Below are 16,157 nucleotides of genomic sequence, written 5' to 3' on the forward strand. Positions count from 1 at the left end.
CACGGGTGTTGTACCCGCCGGCGCTCACGTCGTCAGCCGAATTTCCCGGTGATCACGGGCAGGTGGCCTCCGGGGCCGCTCAGGGGTCGAGGTCGTCCCCGGCCCGCTCCTCGAAGAGGCGCATCGCCTTGGCGGTCACCGGGCCCGGCGCGCCCGGCAGTTCACGGGCGTCGATCCGGTGCACGGCCTGGACGTCGCGCAGCGTGGAGGTCAGGAAGACCTCGTCGGCGTGCTCCAGGACGTCCAGCGGCAGGTCGGTCTCCCTGGCGCCGGTCCATTCGACCGTGAGGGCACGGGTGATGCCGGCGAGGCAGCCGGAGGCGACCGGCGGGGTGTGTATCTCGCCGTCGAGGACGACGAAGACGTTCGACCCGGTGCCCTCGCAGAGTCGGCCCACCGTGTTGGCGAACAGCGCCTCGGACGCGCCGTGTTCACGCGCGCGGGCCAGGGCGACGACGTTCTCGGCGTACGAGGTGGTCTTCAGGCCGGCCAGGGCGCCGCGCTCGTTGCGGGTCCAGGGGACGGTGACGACGGCCGTGGAGTCGGGGCGCGGGGCCGAGCCGCCGAGCGCGACGACGAGGGTCGGGCCGTGCTCCCCGCGGTCGGAGCCGAGCGGCCCGTGACCGCCGGTGTAGGTGATGCGGAGCCGGCCGAGCGGCATCGGGTTGGCGTCGAGGACGGCGGCGCAGGCGCGGCGCACCTCGTCGGCGTCGGGCTCGGGCAGGCCCAGGCCGCGTGCCGAACGGGCCAGCCGGTCGAGGTGGCGGGTCAGTGCGAAGGGCCGGCCGTCGACCGCCTTCACGGTCTCGAAGATGCCGTCGCCCACGGTCAGCCCGTGGTCGAAGACGGAGACACGGGCGGCCTCGATGTCCTGCAGCCCGCCGTCGAGCCAAAGCTTCACTGGTCCTACCTCGCATGTGAATGTGCCGGGCGTGTCGTCCGGCACGGCGTTCCGGCCCCGGTCCCCGCGCCGCCCCCGGATCCGGGTCAGCCGGTGAGGGTCCCGTCACCCGCGTCGTACGTTCCCGACGCTACCGCGAGCAGCCGGGACGCCTTCAGCTCGGTCTCCCGCCACTCCCCCTCGGGGTCGGACCCCCAGGTGATGCCGGCCCCCGTGCCGAAGCGCAGGACGCCGTCGGCGCGGTCGATCCAGAAGGTACGGATGCCCACGGCCAGCTCTCCGGTGCCCCGGTCGGCGTCGACCCAGCCGATGCCTCCGCAGTACGGGCCGCGCGGCGCGGTCTCCAGGGCCTCGATGATCCGCAGCGCGCTGGACTTCGGGGCGCCGGTGACGGAGCCGGGCGGGAAGGCCGCGGCCAGGAGTCCGGGCCAGCCGACGTCCTCGCGCAGTTCGCCGCTGACGGTGGAGACGAGGTGGACGAGCCCCGGGTGCTTCTCGACGACGCACAGGTCGGGCACGGTCACGGTGCCGGTGGCGCAGACCCGGCCGATGTCGTTGCGGACGAGGTCCACGATCATCACGTTCTCGGCGTAGTCCTTGTCGAGGAGGTCCGCCTCGGTGCGTCCGGTGCCCTTGATCGGGCCCGACTCGACGCCGCGGCCCGCGCGGCGCACGAAGAGTTCCGGGGAGGCGGTGGCTATCTCGACGCCGTGCTCCGGCAGCCGAATCGTTCCGGCATAGGGCGCCGGGTTGCCGCGGGCCAGCAGGGCGGTCAGCGCGTCGACGTCGGCGTCGGCCGGGACGGGCGCGGAGAGCACGCGGCAGAGGTTCGCCTGGTAGACCTCGCCGGCCGCGATGTGCTCCCGGATGCGCCGGACACCGGCCGTGTACGCGGCGCGGTCGAGGGACGACGTCCAGTCGCCGGCCGCCGGTCCGTGCCACCGTCCGGGCACCGGGGCGGGCACCGGCTCCTCCCGTACGTCCCGGAAACGGGCGCAGGTCAGGCGTCCTTCGAAGTCTGCGGAGACGGCCCAGAAGCCGGTCGAGTCCAGGGCCGCGGGATCGCTGGTGACGTCGAGGAGACCGGTCGCCACGAGGCCGCCGAAGCGGGCGAGAGGAGGGAGGTCGAGCACGCAGACGAGTCTAGGGCGGGTGTCCTGCGAGTGCCCTGGCCATGTCCCTGGTCAGGCAGACCGCAGCACGCTGCGGAAACGCGTTTTTGTGCTGGCCCGGGAATCCGCTAGAGTTCAACACGTCGCCGGGACGCGCAAGCGAAACGGAAACGACAAGCGGACGTAGCTCAGTTGGTAGAGCGCAACCTTGCCAAGGTTGAGGTCGCCAGTTCGAACCTGGTCGTCCGCTCGCAGGAAGTGGGGGATCTTCCCGAACCCGCACTCCTGGTGGAGTGGCCGAGAGGCGAGGCAACGGCCTGCAAAGCCGTCTACACGGGTTCAAATCCCGTCTCCACCTCCAAGGACGATTAGCTCAGCGGGAGAGCGCTTCCCTGACACGGAAGAGGTCACTGGTTCAATCCCAGTATCGTCCACCGGTCCGCAAGGACCTGATCCGCAAGGATCCCCGCGCGATTAGCTCAGCGGGAGAGCGCTTCCCTGACACGGAAGAGGTCACTGGTTCAATCCCAGTATCGCGCACGCAGTACCAGCAGCAAGCGTGGCTCCGACCGCGTGACCTGCGCGATTAGCTCAGCGGGAGAGCGCTTCCCTGACACGGAAGAGGTCACTGGTTCAATCCCAGTATCGCGCACCAGCAAAGCCCCCGGCCGTCTCGACGGCCGGGGGCTTCGTCGTGCCCGGGATCACACCCGTCCCAGCCCGTGCGACCCGGCCGACGCGGCCCGGACACGCCGGAGGGGCCCCTCTGTTCGAAAGGGGCCCCTCCGGGTGGCTCAGGACGAGAAGAGCATGTGACCGAAGCTCTTGTGGCGGTGGTGGCCGCCGTGACCGCCGTAGTGACCACCGCCGTGACCGCCGTGCTGCGGGGCGCCCCAGGCGGGGGCCGGCGCGGACGGGTACGCCTGCGGGGCACCCGGGGGCGGCGGCGCGGGCTGGGACCACTGCGACTCCACGCGGGTCAGTGCCTCCAGCTCGCCGTAGTCGAGAAAGATGCCGCGGCAGCCGCTGCACTGCTCGATCTGGACGCCGTTGCGGTTGTACGTGTGCATCGGCGCATGACATTTCGGACACTGCATGCTCGGCTCAACTCCTCGCCGGTCGGTACTGCTTCCGCCAGGACAGACACTGCCCGGCCTCGGTCGGTTGCAGCCTACGTCGCGAAACCCCGGGGCAACTCGGGCGGGAGGGCACTCATTCGGTCACAGGCGTCGACCACGGCCTGCTGCACCTCGTCCAACGGCCTCCTCGCGGCGGCGGACTTGGCGATCGCCAGGGCCGCGGTCTGCACGGTGAGGGCACGGGCCGCGACGTCCAGGGCGGGCCAGGGATCGCCGTCGGCGGGAACGGCGGGACCGCCCGCGTCCCGGTAGGCGGTCAGGAAGCGGAGCCACTCGTCGGGCGGCAGCAGCCCGCAGGCGTACCAGGCGGCGGGGCGGGCCAGGTCCCAGGCCGGGTCGCCGACGCCCAGGTCGTCGACGTCGATGAGGAGCCAGGGACCGTCCGGCGCGGGGCGGCGCACGAGCTGGCCGAGGTGCAGGTCGCCGTGGCACAGGGTGGCGGTGTCCGGCATCGGGGCCTCGGCCCGCGCCCAGCCGGGCAGCGCGGCCCAGGCCCCGAGGACCGGCGCGGCGGCCGGGTGCGGGCCCGCCGCGCGCAGCCGGGCCACCGCGCGGGCGGCCTTGACGGGTCCGCGCATGGGCGGCAGCCCGTCCGGGGCGGGGGTCCGGTGCAGCCGGGCCAGCAGGGTCGCGGCCTCCTCCCAGGGGGCGGCGTCGGGGGTGTCGGGATCGACGGGGGAGCCGTACGGCCAGAGGGTCACCCGGCGGCCGAGGAGACCGGCGGGGGCGGGGTCCAGCGGCGGCAGGAGGATGCCGGGGAGGCACGTGGCCGCGAGGACGCGCCGGGCGAGCTCGTGGGGGTCCGTGTCCGGGGCGTGGACCTTGGCGACGACGTCGCCGTGGCGGACCACCGTGCCGTCGTCCCGGTCCGCGAGGAGCGTGTCCTCGGCGCCGCAGGAGCAGGCTCCGCGGGGGCGGGGCACGGCCGTCGCCGGGTGGGCCGCGTCACGCGCCACGGCGGTGAGCGCGGGCAGCAGGCTGTCTACGGTCACGGATCTCCCTGGGCTGTACGACGTCTGCCGGTGAGGGTACGCAGCCGCGGGCGGACCCTGGCACCCGGCACCGCGGCGGCCGGGCGGCAGCCCGCTTCGCGGCCCGGCGCCCGTTCCCCGCGCCCCGGAGTCCGGCACACGGCACACGGCACAAAGAGATGCCCGCGCAGCTCCCCAGCTGCGCGGGCATCTTCCTGCCGTCCGCCGCACCCCCGTCCCCACGGGGTTTCATGGCCGGATGTCCCCGCCCGGACCGCTCTTCCGGGCCCGGGGCGCCGCTCAGCGCCCCAGCATCACGCCCACGGACGACGCCTGTGTGACCACCGCGTCCCAGCCGCCGAAGACGACCACCAGCAGGGCCGCCAGGGGGAGGACCATCGCTGTCGCCACCAAGGGGTGGCGCTGACCCTGGCGGGTGCCGAACGCGGCGGTGTACACCTTGCGCCCCTGCGTACGGAGCTCTGTCCGCGATGCCGTGTGGGCCATGGTCCCTCTCCTGACCGAGATTCCGTCGTGCCTGGCAGCGGCGGGTGTCTGACCTCGGGGGACGAGTGCTGCACCCGCCGCTTGACCTCAAATCTAGGCGCGTGACGGCGCCGGGTCGTCATGCCCTCGTACCGATTGCCGGGCCTCCCGGAGGATGAGCCGTGACCTGCGGAGTACTACCGTGGGTGGAGACGCGGACCCAGGTCTCAGGGTCTTCCCGGAGGGGGCGTCCGATGTGCCCCTACTGTTCCGAACCGTCCTCCCGGGGAACCGGCTGCTCGACGAGTGCCAGCACCCGAGTCGCCATGAAGCGGGCGGTCCGTACCACTGTTCCGTTTCGAGTGACTTCGCTCACTTCTACGACACCTCGGCGCACCGCCGTCTCCACCCGGCGACCCGCCCTGCTCGCCACCACCTCGTACGTACGCGTCGTGTCCCCCGCGTCCACGACTATCTCCACACGGTCACCCTTCACGGGCTCAATCCCCCTTCTGTGACAGACGGTTGGGATCACAGGCGGCCCAAAGGGGCCCTGTTCGCACGCTCTCTGACCACCTCTCAAGTTTCCCACCCGGCACTGACAATCGATCGGAACGAGAGGGCGCGGCCTCTGCGCGCACCCGGCCGCGGAAACGTAAGCTGTGGCTCGTCAAACGGACCGGGCAGCGGGGATGAACATGGCGATGATGCGCCTGAGGCGCGAGGACCCGCGTGTCGTCGGCTCGTTCAGGCTTCACCGACGGCTCGGCGCGGGCGGCATGGGTGTCGTCTACCTGGGATCCGACCGGCGTGGCCAGCGGGTCGCGCTGAAGGTGATCCGGCCCGACCTGGCGGAGGATCAGGAGTTCCGTTCCCGGTTCGCGCGCGAGGTCTCGGCGGCACGGCGGATCAGGGGCGGCTGCACGGCACGGCTCGTCGCCGCCGACCTGGAGGCGGACCGGCCCTGGTTCGCCACGCAGTACGTGCCCGGCCCCTCCCTGCACGACAAGGTCGCCGAGGAGGGTCCGCTGTCGGCCGCCGACGTGGCCGCCGTCGGCGCCGCCCTCTCCGAGGGGCTGGTCGCGGTGCACGAGGCCGGGGTGGTCCACCGCGACCTCAAGCCGTCCAACATCCTGCTGTCCCCGAAGGGGCCGCGGATCATCGACTTCGGCATCGCGTGGGCGACCGGGGCGAGTACGCTCACCCACGTCGGCACGGCGGTCGGCTCCCCGGGCTTCCTGGCGCCGGAGCAGGTGCGCGGCGTCGCCGTCACCCCGGCCACGGACGTGTTCGCCCTCGGGGCCACCCTCGCGTACGCGGCGACCCAGGACTCACCCTTCGGACAGGGCAGTTCCGAGGTGATGCTCTACCGCGTGGTCCACGAGGAGCCCCATCTGCACGGGGTTCCGGACGCCCTCGCGCCGCTCGTGCGGGCCTGCCTGGCGAAGGACCCCGAGGAGCGGCCCAGCACCCTCCAACTGTCCCTGCGGCTCAAGGAGATCGCGGCCCGCGAGGCCCAGGGCATGGTGGACGCGCGCCCGCCCGCGCCGCGCTCGGACCCGGACCGGCCGACGGGACGCCTGGCCGAGCAGTACGCCGAACAGCGCACCCAACGGCGTCCGGGGACCACGCCCCCGCCGCGGGGGACCACTCCCCCGCCGCGCACCGGCGGGACGAACGGCGGGTCGCGGTCGGGGGCGCGCCCCGCGCCCGTCCGCAACACCGGCCGCACCGGGAACAGGCCCGCCCCCCGCAGCGGCGCCGGACGGCCCGGTCAGCGCACCACCAGGACCGGCAGGCGCCCCGCCAATCCACGGCTGCTGCGCCAGCGGCTCTTCGTGTTCGTGGTGGTGACGCTGCTGGTCGCGCTCGGTATCGCGGCGGCCCAGGGGTGTCAGGGGCCGTCCCGCGGACTCGACGACGGCCCGCGCAAGGTCGTGCACCAGGAACGGCCGGCGTCCGGGGCGTTCCCGTAGGCGGTACGGTCCCCAGGTCCGTGCGGGCGCGCCTCACGACGGCGGCCGGCGCACGGTCCTCAGCTCTCGGGGCGGCCCGTCGCCACCGCGTAGAAGGCCACCGCGGCCGCCGCGCCGACGTTCAGGGAGTCGACGCCGTGGGCCATCGGGATGCGGACCCATTCGTCGGCCGCCATCAGGGCCCTGGTGGAGAGCCCGTCGCCCTCCGCGCCGAGCATCAGCGCGACCCGGTCCATCTTGTGCGGGGCGGCCTCGTCGAGGGATCTCGCCTTCTCGTCCGGGGTGAGGGCGAGCAGGTTGAACCCGGCGTCGCGCACCGACTCCAGGCCCTTGGGCCAGGTGTCGAGCCGGGCGTACGGGACCGAGAAGACCGCGCCCATCGAGACCTTCACCGAGCGGCGGTAGAGGGGGTCGGCGCAGTCCGGGGAGAGCAGCACCGCGTCCATGCCGAGGGCGGCGGCGGAGCGGAAGATGGCGCCGATGTTGGTGTGGTCGTTGACCGACTCCATGACGACGACCCGGCGCGCGGTCCGCAGCAGTTCCTCCGCCGTCGGCAGCGGCTTGCGCTGCATCGAGGCGAGCGCCCCCCGGTGCACGTGGTAGCCGGTGACCTGCTCGGCGAGCTCCGGGCTGACCGCGTAGACGGGTGCCGGGAGCTCGTCGATGACGTCGCGCATGACGTCGACCCACTTGGCGGACAGCAGCATCGAGCGCATCTCGTAGCCGGCGTCCTTGGCCCGTCTGATGACCTTCTCGCCCTCGGCGATGAACAGGCCCTCGGCGGGTTCGCGCTTGCGGCGCAGTTCCACGTCGGTCAGGCCCGTGTAGTCGCGCAGACGCGGGTCGTCGGGGTTCTCGACGGTGATGAGATCGGCCACAGGGTGATACTGCCTTGTCCTGGGTGCGGTGCCAACGGCTGGGAACGGGTTGGGTTACCCGGGGTTACTCGGGAAGTCCGGAGCCGATGCCCACGACCTCGCCGATGACGATGACCGCGGGCGGTCGCACGTCCTCGGTGCGGACGGTCTCGGCGACGGTGGCCAGGGTGGCGTCGACGCGCCGCTGAGCGGCGGTCGTGCCCTCCTGGACCAGGGCGACGGGGGTGTCGGCGGGCTTGCCGTGTGCCACGAGGGTGTCGGCGATCTTGCCGATCTTGTCGACGCCCATGAGGACGACGAGGGTGCCGCGGAGTTCGGCGAGCGCCGACCAGTCGACGAGGGAGCGCTCGTCGTCGGGGGCGACATGACCGCTGACCACGGTGAACTCGTGGGCGACGCCCCGGTGGGTGACAGGGATGCCCGCGGCGCCCGGCACCGAGATCGAGCTGGAGATGCCGGGGACGACCGTGCAGGCGATCCCGGCCTCGGCGAGCGCCTGGGCCTCCTCCATGCCGCGGCCGAAGACGAAGGGGTCGCCGCCCTTGAGCCGGACGACGGACTTGCCCTGCTGCGCGTGCTCGATGAGCGCGTTGTTGATGGCCTCCTGGGCCATGAACCGGCCGTACGGGATCTTCGCCGCGTCGATCACCTCGACGTGCGGCGGGAGTTCGGCGAGCAGGTCACGGGGGCCGAGCCGGTCGGCGATGACCACGTCGGCCTCGGCCAGCAGCCGGCGCCCGCGGACGGTGATCAGGTCGGGGTCGCCGGGACCTCCGCCGACCAGGGCGACACCGGGGGTACGGGTGCGGTGGTGCGGCGCGACGAGCGTCCCGTCGCGCAGGCCCTCGACCACGGCGTCGCGGATGGCGGCGGTGTGGCGGGGGTCGCGGCCCTTGGCGTCGGTGGTGAGGACGGCGACGGTCACGCCCTCGCTGTGGCCGGTGGCCGGGGTCCAGGCGGTCGCCGCGTCGGCGTCGTCCGAGCGGACGCACCAGACGCGGTGGCGCTCGGCCTCGGCACTGGCCTCGGCACTGGCCCGCGGGTCGCTGGTGGCGATCAGCGCGTACCAGGCGTCGGCGAGGTCGCCCTCCTCGTACGGGCGCCTCGTCCAGGTGATCTCGCCCGCGTCCGCCATCGCCTCGACGGACGGGGTCGCCTCCGGGGACACGAGGTGGACGTCCGCGCCCGCCGCGATGAGCGCGGGGAGCCGGCGCTGGGCCACCTGGCCACCGCCGAGGACGACGACACGACGACCGGAGAGGCGGAGGCCCACCGGGTATGCGGGGTGTTCGGCCATGGCGGTGCGGCTCCTCGTACGTGCAGGCGGTGCGGTGGGCGCTGCGGCTCTGGAGCGGCCCTGACATGGGGTTCTTCGGTAGGAGTCCAGACTACGGCGGGCCGGGTGGGCGGCGCTGGACGCCTGCCCACCCCACCCGTGCCGTGGACCTACTTCTCGGTCACCCCGGCCGAGTCGAACGTCGCGACCTCGTGCATCGCCCGCGCCGCGCTCTGCACGACGGGCAGGGCCAGGAGGGCGCCGGTGCCCTCGCCGAGACGCAGGTCGAGGTCGATCAGGGGACGCAGGCCCAGCTTGTTCAGGGCGGCCACGTGACCGGGCTCGGCGCTGCGGTGGCCCGCGATGCAGGCGGCCAGCACCTCGGGGGCGATGGCGCGGGCCACCAGGGCGGCGGCGCCCGCGCTGACGCCGTCCAGGATCACCGGCGTCCGCAGGGACGCGCCGCCGAGGAGGAGACCGACCATGGCGGCGTGCTCCAGACCGCCGATCGCCGCGAGGACGCCGATCGGGTCCGCCGGGTCCGGCTGGTGGAACTCGATGGCGCGGCGGACGACCTCGGTCTTGCGGGCCAGGGTCTCGTCGTTGATGCCGGTGCCGCGGCCCGTCACCTCGGCCGGGTCGGCACCGGTGAAGACCGAGATCAGGGCGGCCGACGCGGTCGTGTTGGCGATGCCCATCTCACCGGTCAGCAGCGCCTTGTTGCCCGCGGCCACCAGGTCGCGGGCCGTCTCGATGCCCACCTCGAGCGCGGCGACGGCCTCTTCCCGGGTCATGGCGGGACCCGTGGTCATGTCGGCGGTGCCGGCGCGGACCTTGCGCGGCAGCAGGCCCGGCGTGGCGGGCAGGTCCGAGGCGACGCCCACGTCGACGACGCAGACCTCGGCGCCCACCTGGTTGGCGAAGGCGTTGCAGACCGCGCCGCCACCGAGGAAGTTGGCCACCATCTGGCCGGTGACCTCCTGCGGCCAGGGGGTGACGCCCTGCGCGTGGACACCGTGGTCACCGGCGAAGATCGCGACGGCGGCCGGCTCCGGGATCGGCGGCGGGCACATCCGGGACAGGCCCGACAACTGCGCGGAGATGATCTCCAGCATGCCGAGGGCGCCCGCGGGCTTGGTCATCCGCTTCTGGCGCTCCCACGCCTCGCCCAGCGCCTTGGCGTCCAGGGGGCGGATGTTGGAGACCGTCTCGGCGAGCAGGTCGTGCGGCTCCTCGCCGGGCAGGGCGCGGCGGCCGTACGTCTCCTCGTGCACGACCCACGACAGGGGGCGGCGCTTGGACCAGCCGGCCTGCATCAGCTCGGGCTCCTCCGGGAACTCGTCGACGTACCCGACGCACAGGTAGGCGACGACCTCCAGGTGGTCGGGCAGGCCCAGGGCGCGGACCATCTCGCGCTCGTCGAAGAAGCTGACCCAGCCGACGCCGAGGCCCTCGGCGCGGGCGGCGAGCCAGAAGTTCTCCACGGCGAGCGCGGCGGAGTACGGGGCCATCTGCGGCTGGGTGTGCCGGCCGAGGGTGTGACGGCCGCCGCGGGTCGGGTCGGCGGTGACGACGACGTTCACCGGGGTGTCGAGGATGGCCTCGATCTTCATTTCCTTGAACTGCTTGGCGCGGCCCTTGGGAAGCGACTTGGCGTAGGCCTCGCGCTGGCGCTGGGCGAGTTCGTGCATGCTGCGCCGGGTCTCGGCGGAGCGGATGACGACGAAGTCCCAGGGCTGGGAGTGACCGACGGACGGCGCGGTGTGCGCGGCCTCCAGGACGCGCAGCAGCACGTCGTGCGGGATCGGGTCGTCGCGGAAGCCGTTGCGGATGTCGCGGCGTTCGCGGATCACCCGCAGGACGGCCTCGCGTTCGGCGTCGTTGAAGCCGGGGGCGGCCGGACCGGTGGACTCGCGTACCTCTTCCACCACGGCCGTGCCCTCTTCCTGGTCCGCGCCCTGGGTGCGCAGGTCCTCCGCCTGCTGCGCGGCCACGGGTTCCGGCTCCGCGGTGAGCGGCTGCGGCACGGACACGCCCTCGGGCTCGGCCTCCGCCTCCCGGGGGGCGGGCACCGACGCCTGCGCGACCGGCTCGGCCTCCGCCACGGGAGTCTCCTCGGCCGGTACGGGCGCCACGGTCACGGCGGCCTGGGCCGGCTCCTGGGCCGGCGGCTGCTCCTCGACGGCCGGCGGGACGGTCACGCCGTGCGGCGGGGTCGGGGCCAGGTGCGCGGCCGTCGGCACCGTGCCCTCCACGGGCACGAAATGGCCGAGGCTCTGGTCGGCCTGGGGCACGACGGGCGCGCCGGGGAATCCGGGGACGCCCGCCGCCGGGTCCGTACCGCTCTCGGGGTGCGGGTCACCGTCGGCCCGGCCCACGGCCTCGGTCGGCGCGTCCGCCTCCACCGGTGCGGCCTGCGGGGTCTCGGCGGAACCGGGGCCGGGCAGGTCGGTGCCGTCGTGGGCGGCGGCCTCCTCTGCCGGAACGGCACCGTTCTCGGCGGGGGCCGGCCGGTCGGTGAACTGCTGGGCCTCGGCCGCGTCGGGGGTGATGTCCTGTCCGCTCTGCGAGGCGTCCGCCGAGCGCGCGGAGAGCGCCGACAGCGCGGAGTCCGGGGTCTCGTAGGGGTGCGGGACCGGGGCTCCGACGGGCTGCTCGTCTCCGGGCAGGGAGGCCTCGTCCACGAGGGGAACGGCCTGTTCCGGCGCGGGGGCGACGGGCTCGGCCTCCTGAACCACGGGCTCGGCCGGGCCGGCTCCGTCGGTGTCCTGGTCGGCGGGCTGCTCCGGGGCCTGCGCGGCGGCGTCCTCGGCGGGGACGGGCTCCTCGGCCGGGGCGTGCGGCACCGCGGGCCCGGCGTCCTCGGCGAGCTGCGCCGGTACGACCTCGGGCACGGGCGTCTCCGCCCCGCTCGCGATCCCTGTCACGGCGTCGGCGGTGTCCGGTGCGCCCGGGGTCTCCGGGGCGTCCTGGAACTGCGGGGCGTCCGGGCCGTCCGTCGCGGGCACGGCCTCGGGGGCCGGGTCGTCCGTCCGGTCCTGGAGGCCCAGCGGCGCCGCGTCGGCCTCCGGCGCGGGTGCCTGGGCGGCGTCGGGCGCCGGGACCGAGTCGTGGACGAGGTGCTCCGCCACGACGGCGGGTGCCTGCTCGGCCTCCGCGGCCCCCGGCAGCTCGGGGTCCGGTACGGGCTCCGCGTCCACCGCGGAGCCGGGCAGCTGTCCCGTCTCGGGGACGACCGTCCCAGGGGCGGCCGTCTCCGCGGCCATGACCTCGCCGCCCGCCGGAACGGTCCCCCACGGCGCCGCGCTCTGCGGCGGGGCCTCGGCGGACTGGGGCACGTCCAGGTACTCCGGACCGACGGTCGGCGGGCCGGCCTGGTGCAGGGGCACGACCGGGGTGGTCATGGAACCCGGACGGGCACCCGCCGGTCCGCGGTCGGCGAGCGAACGCACCGGGCTGGAGGAACCGTCCGGCGTGGGCGGACCGAGGTGCAGCGGACGGCGCGGCGCCACGGGCTGCGGGACCGGCTGGGGCACGGGCGCCGGGCTCGGCGCGCGCACGGCGCCGAGGTCGATGGCGCCGGTGTCGCGGCCGTCCGTCTCGTGCGGACCGGGTTCGTCGGTGAAGGGCATCGGGGCCGGCGGCGGCACCTCGTTGCCCCAGGCTCCCTGGGCACCGGGCGCGCCCGGCAGCAGGAGCAGGTCGTCGTCCTCGACAGGGTTCTCGGAAGCGTCGAGGAAGGTGTACGCACCCGGTGCGGCGACGCCCGGCTGCTCCACCATGCCTGCGTTCTCCGGCAATCCCTCGCCCGGGACCTGGCCGGTGTCGGTCATGCGTACCCCTCGCCCATCGGATTAGTGCTCCAAAGTCCAGCTCGCCCGGAACGGCGCACCGACCGCCCCACAGTGAAGAACGAGCGTGCGTGCCCAGCGGCACGAACGACCCGCCTACAAAGACGACAAAGCCATTAACTGGCATTGTCCCGGTCATCCCGCCCTCGCGACAGCGTGATCCGCGAGTGCCCGCTGTGGACTGCGCCACGTTGCGCGTCCTCCGGTTCCGACGTACCCCACACACGCCTCAAAACGGGCGGGTTTTCCGGACATTGGCCGACGAAAGGCCGACCTCCGGGAGCGGTACGACGATCGGCCAGCCTACCGCGCGCAGTACGACAACAGGATCACGGGGCGCGATCCGGCAGACGGCCGCTGAGCAGGAACGCGACGCTCCGCTCCTTCTCCGTCCAGGCCCTCGTGTCGAGTTCGACGGACTGGACGAGGGCGCACTCGACGTCATAGCCGTGTTCGGTCAGATCGCGGCCGATGAGTTCGGCGGCGTCACGGGTGGCGGCGTGCGCGACGATGCGCTGGGGCCGGCGGTCCGCGACCGCGGAGACGACCTCCGCTCCCCCGCCCCCGACGCGCACGACATCGGGTTCGGGCAGGTCCTCCAGGACGTGCGGGGCGCTGCCGTGCACGATCTGCATCTGCACGCCGTACCGGCGGGCCGAGTGCTCGGCGCGGGCGCAGGAGCCCGGACTGCGGTCGACCGCGATGACGGCGGCACCGGTGCGGGCGGCCTCGACGGCGAAGGCGCCGCTGCCGGAGCCGATGTCCCAGACGAGGTCGCCTACGCGCGGTCCCAGCCGGGCGAGTTGGGCGGCGCGCAGCAGATCGGTCTCGCCCTCGCCGAGCGCCCCGCCGTACGCGCCCGCGGGCAGCGCCCAGCCGCGCGGTCCGCCGCCGGGGTCCCGGCCGGCGATCCAGCCGCTCCCCTGGGCTGCGGCCACGAAGCCGCCGATGACGATCACCACGTTCGGGTCGCGCCAGGTGTGGTCGGCCGCCTTGTCGGAGGTCAGGATCGTGACCTGCTCGCGGGCGGTGCCGAGTTCCTCACAGATGACGAAGGTGCGGTGCACTCCCTCGAGCAGCAGCCCGAGTTCGGCGGGTCCGGCCCCGGGTGAGGTGAGAACTGCGACTTTAGTGTGGGCTCGGCATACATTCACCGCGCGTCGCAGCGTACGGCTGTGTGCGACGACTACTTGTGCGTCGTCCCAAGGCATCCCGGCACGGGCGAAGGCGGCGGCCACGGCGGAGACGGCGGGCACGACCTCGACCTCCAGGCCGAACTCGGGTGCGCGCAGAGTGCGTACGACGCCGAAGAACCCCGGATCCCCGTCGGCGAGGACGACGGCGGTGCCCCGGTGGCTCGCGATCCGGCCGGCGGCGAGGGCGACACTGCCCAGCCGGACGCGTTCGGCGCCCTCGGGCACTTCGGGGAGCTCGAGATGGTGGGCCGCGCCGGCCACCATCGTGGCGGCACCGAGGGCGGAGCGCGCCGCAACGGTCAGCGGCGAGCCGTCCCAGCCGATCACCGTGACCCGGTCGGCCATCGTCGTCAGTCTCCAGAAGGTCTTCGCAGGTCTCAGGTGCAGCCCGGGCGGGCTTGGTGAGGGTACCCCGGTGCGGTCCGGCGGCGGTGTGCCGGTCGGCGTGGCGCGCGACGCGAGCGGTCCCGTCCCGCCCGGACGACGGCCGCGGTCCACGGGACCGGGATCCGGCGAGGTGCCCCATGTGCACCCGTATGACCCGACACGACCGCATACGACTCACCACGACCGTGTACGACCCGTCATGGCAGGTCCCGTTCGCCGGGGCGGGCCGCGCGCGGGGACCGCCGTGCCCGCCCGGTCCCCTCAGTTCCAGTCGTTGAACGAGGCGAAGCCGCCGGTGTCGCCGAGGTGCCCGTCCATGCCGTCCAGGTCCTCGGGCAGCAGGCTCCACACGATGAAGTCGGTGCGCAGGTCGACCCAGGTGCCTTCCTCGGTCCGGGTGCGCGCTATGCAGGCGTTGCGCAGCACGCCCTCGCTGATGCAGCCGATCTTCTGGGCGACCTGCTGCGAGGCGGTGTTGCCGGCGGCCGTGCGCAGTTCGACGCGCTCGAACTTCTGGTCGCTGAAGAGCCATCGGGCGGTGGCGAGCGCGGCCTCGGAGGCGTAGCCCTCGCCCCGCGCCCAGGGGGCGATGATGTAGGACAGCTCGGTGGAGCGGACCCGCCAGTTGGTCTTGCCGAGCTGGATGACTCCGACCAGGCGCTGGGTGAGGAACTCGGTGACGGCGAGGTCGAGGCCACGCCCCTGGGCCCGTTCCGTGGGCGCGTAGTCGGTGATCCAGTCGTGGGCACCGCCCTCGGTGAACGGCTGCGGGATCGACGTCCACGCCGCCACCATCTCGTCGTTCATCATCTCCGTCAGCGCGGGCACGTCGTCCTCGTCGAGCGCACGCAGGACCAACCGCTCCGTGCTGATGGAGATGTCGGGGAAGGTGCTCGTCATGCGACGCTCCGTAACCGTCGGGGACTTCGGACCTGATGTACCGTCGGGTCCGCTGAACTGCCCAGCATGCAGCATGAAACCACCGAACGGCACAACGGGGTCCACTCCGGGTAATGGAGTGGACCCCGTGCGGTGACGAGGGCGGCCGCGGGCGGCGGGCCGCCCGGTCCCCGGCCTACTTGAACGACGGGATGACGGAACCGGCGTACTTGTCCTCGATGAACTTCTTCACCTCGGGCGAGGTGAGCAGCTTGGCGAGCTTCTTCACCCGCGGGTCGTTCTCGTTGCCCTTCTTGACGGCGAGGAAGTTCCCGTACGGGTTGTTCGTCGCCGACTCCAGGACGAGCGCGTCCTCGGCGGGCTTGAGGCCGGAGGATATGGCGTAGTTGCCGTTGATCACCGCGGCGTCCACGTCGTCCAGGGAACGCGGGGTCTGAGCCGCCTCGACCTCCTTGAACTTGAGGTTCTTGGGGTTCTTGGCGATGTCCTGCGGGGTCGCCTCGCTGCCGGCGCCGTCCTTGAGGGTGATGAGCCCGTTGGACGCGAGCAGCTTCAGGGCCCTCGCCTCGTTCACGGCGTCGTTCGGCACGGCGACGGTCGCGCCGCTCTTCAGCGCGTCGGCGCTCTTCACCTTGTGGGAGTAGAGGCCGAGCGGCTCCAGGTGCACCGTGACGACGGGCACGATGTGGGTGCCGCGCTTCTTGTTGAAGTCGTCGAGGTACGGCTGGTTCTGGAAGTAGTTGGCGTCGACCGAGCCGTCCTCGGTGGCCGTGTTGGGGACGATGTAGTCCTGGAACTCCTTGACCTCCAGGTCGAGGCCCGCCTTCTTCGCCAGGTTCTTCTCGATGAAGTTCAGGATCTCGGCGTGGGGGACCGGGCTGGCGGCGACGACGAGCGGGCCGCTGTAGTCGGAGGACGAGGAGGAGTCCTTGTCCGAACCGCAGGCGGAGAGACCCAGGGTGAGGGCTCCGGCGGCGAGGACGGCGGTGGTGATCTTGGCAGTGTTACGCACGAAAAGTGCCTTTCCTGAGGGGTGGAGCGACCCCGTCATGGGGTGGACGGGGAAATCTGTGAGGGGGCCGGG

General features: G+C 73.2%; 13 protein-coding genes and 5 tRNA genes. 6 read left to right on the forward strand and 12 right to left on the reverse strand.

All coding sequences use genetic code 11. From position 1 onward, the window contains the following. Positions 1-79: 79 nt before the first annotated feature. Together CW362_RS03485 and CW362_RS03490 are read right to left on the reverse strand one after the other, a co-directional pair. Positions 80-901 (reverse strand): aminotransferase class IV, encoded by an 822-nt coding sequence (locus CW362_RS03485; protein WP_103547839.1) that lies wholly within the window; start codon positions 899-901, stop codon positions 80-82. 86 nt (positions 902-987) lie between these two features. After that, positions 988-2,034, reverse strand: a complete 1,047-nt coding sequence (locus CW362_RS03490; RefSeq protein ID WP_103547840.1) for a chorismate-binding protein — start codon at positions 2,032-2,034, stop codon at positions 988-990. Positions 2,035-2,190: 156 nt separating this feature from the next. On the opposite strand from CW362_RS03490, the gene CW362_RS03495 reads away from it, so the two are divergent. From CW362_RS03495 to CW362_RS03515, 5 genes are all read left to right on the forward strand, one after another. Then, positions 2,191-2,263: transfer RNA gene (locus tag CW362_RS03495), tRNA-Gly, on the forward strand. Positions 2,264-2,300: 37 nt separating this feature from the next. Beyond that, positions 2,301-2,374, forward strand: a tRNA-Cys gene (locus tag CW362_RS03500). A 1-nt stretch (position 2,375) separates the two neighbouring features. Then, positions 2,376-2,447 (forward strand) — tRNA-Val (locus CW362_RS03505). Between the two features lie 34 nt (positions 2,448-2,481). Further along, positions 2,482-2,553 (forward strand) — tRNA-Val (locus CW362_RS03510). Positions 2,554-2,593: 40 nt separating this feature from the next. Continuing rightward, positions 2,594-2,668: transfer RNA gene (locus tag CW362_RS03515), tRNA-Val, on the forward strand. 139 nt (positions 2,669-2,807) lie between these two features. On the opposite strand, the gene CW362_RS03520 is transcribed toward CW362_RS03515, so the two are convergent. From CW362_RS03520 to CW362_RS03535, 4 genes are all read right to left on the reverse strand, one after another. Further along, positions 2,808-3,110, reverse strand: a complete 303-nt coding sequence (locus tag CW362_RS03520) for a TFIIB-type zinc ribbon-containing protein (protein WP_103547841.1) — start codon at positions 3,108-3,110, stop codon at positions 2,808-2,810. A gap of 74 nt (positions 3,111-3,184) precedes the next feature. Next, a complete protein-coding gene (locus tag CW362_RS03525; RefSeq protein ID WP_103547842.1) occupies positions 3,185-4,144 on the reverse strand; it encodes an aminoglycoside phosphotransferase family protein in 960 nt (319 codons plus the stop codon). A gap of 279 nt (positions 4,145-4,423) precedes the next feature. Then, entirely contained in the window at positions 4,424-4,630 is a 207-nt protein-coding gene (locus CW362_RS03530; protein WP_103547843.1) for a hypothetical protein, read from the reverse strand. A 241-nt stretch (positions 4,631-4,871) separates the two neighbouring features. Then, positions 4,872-5,105 carry a hypothetical protein gene (locus CW362_RS03535; protein WP_103547844.1) on the reverse strand — a complete coding sequence of 78 codons (234 nt, stop codon included), beginning with the start codon at positions 5,103-5,105 and terminating at the stop codon, positions 4,872-4,874. Between the two features lie 196 nt (positions 5,106-5,301). On the opposite strand from CW362_RS03535, the gene CW362_RS03540 reads away from it, so the two are divergent. Next, positions 5,302-6,585, forward strand: a complete 1,284-nt coding sequence (locus CW362_RS03540; protein WP_162683952.1) for a serine/threonine-protein kinase — start codon at positions 5,302-5,304, stop codon at positions 6,583-6,585. A gap of 59 nt (positions 6,586-6,644) precedes the next feature. On the opposite strand, the gene CW362_RS03545 is transcribed toward CW362_RS03540, so the two are convergent. The 6 genes from CW362_RS03545 to CW362_RS03570 all read right to left on the reverse strand — a co-directional run bounded on the left by CW362_RS03545 (position 6,645) and on the right by CW362_RS03570 (position 16,085). Continuing rightward, positions 6,645-7,463, reverse strand: coding sequence for a TrmH family RNA methyltransferase (locus tag CW362_RS03545; protein ID WP_103547846.1), 819 nt, complete (start codon positions 7,461-7,463; stop codon positions 6,645-6,647). Positions 7,464-7,527: 64 nt separating this feature from the next. Next, on the reverse strand, positions 7,528-8,760 hold the full coding sequence (gene cobA / locus CW362_RS03550; RefSeq protein WP_103547847.1) for a uroporphyrinogen-III C-methyltransferase: 1,233 nt from the start codon (positions 8,758-8,760) through the stop codon (positions 7,528-7,530). A gap of 149 nt (positions 8,761-8,909) precedes the next feature. Then, complete coding sequence (gene cobT / locus CW362_RS03555; RefSeq protein ID WP_103547848.1) at positions 8,910-12,572, reverse strand: nicotinate-nucleotide--dimethylbenzimidazole phosphoribosyltransferase; 3,663 nt, start codon at positions 12,570-12,572, stop codon at positions 8,910-8,912. Positions 12,573-12,919: 347 nt separating this feature from the next. Next, positions 12,920-14,131, reverse strand: a complete 1,212-nt coding sequence (cbiE, locus tag CW362_RS03560) for a precorrin-6y C5,15-methyltransferase (decarboxylating) subunit CbiE (protein ID WP_103547849.1) — start codon at positions 14,129-14,131, stop codon at positions 12,920-12,922. 303 nt (positions 14,132-14,434) lie between these two features. Beyond that, positions 14,435-15,073, reverse strand: coding sequence for a GNAT family N-acetyltransferase (locus CW362_RS03565; protein ID WP_103547850.1), 639 nt, complete (start codon positions 15,071-15,073; stop codon positions 14,435-14,437). Positions 15,074-15,248: 175 nt separating this feature from the next. Further along, positions 15,249-16,085 (reverse strand): MetQ/NlpA family ABC transporter substrate-binding protein, encoded by an 837-nt coding sequence (locus CW362_RS03570; RefSeq protein ID WP_103547851.1) that lies wholly within the window; start codon positions 16,083-16,085, stop codon positions 15,249-15,251. Positions 16,086-16,157: the final 72 nt, after the last annotated feature.

Source organism: Streptomyces populi (assembly GCF_002911015.1).
Classification (GTDB): domain Bacteria; phylum Actinomycetota; class Actinomycetes; order Streptomycetales; family Streptomycetaceae; genus Streptomyces; species Streptomyces populi.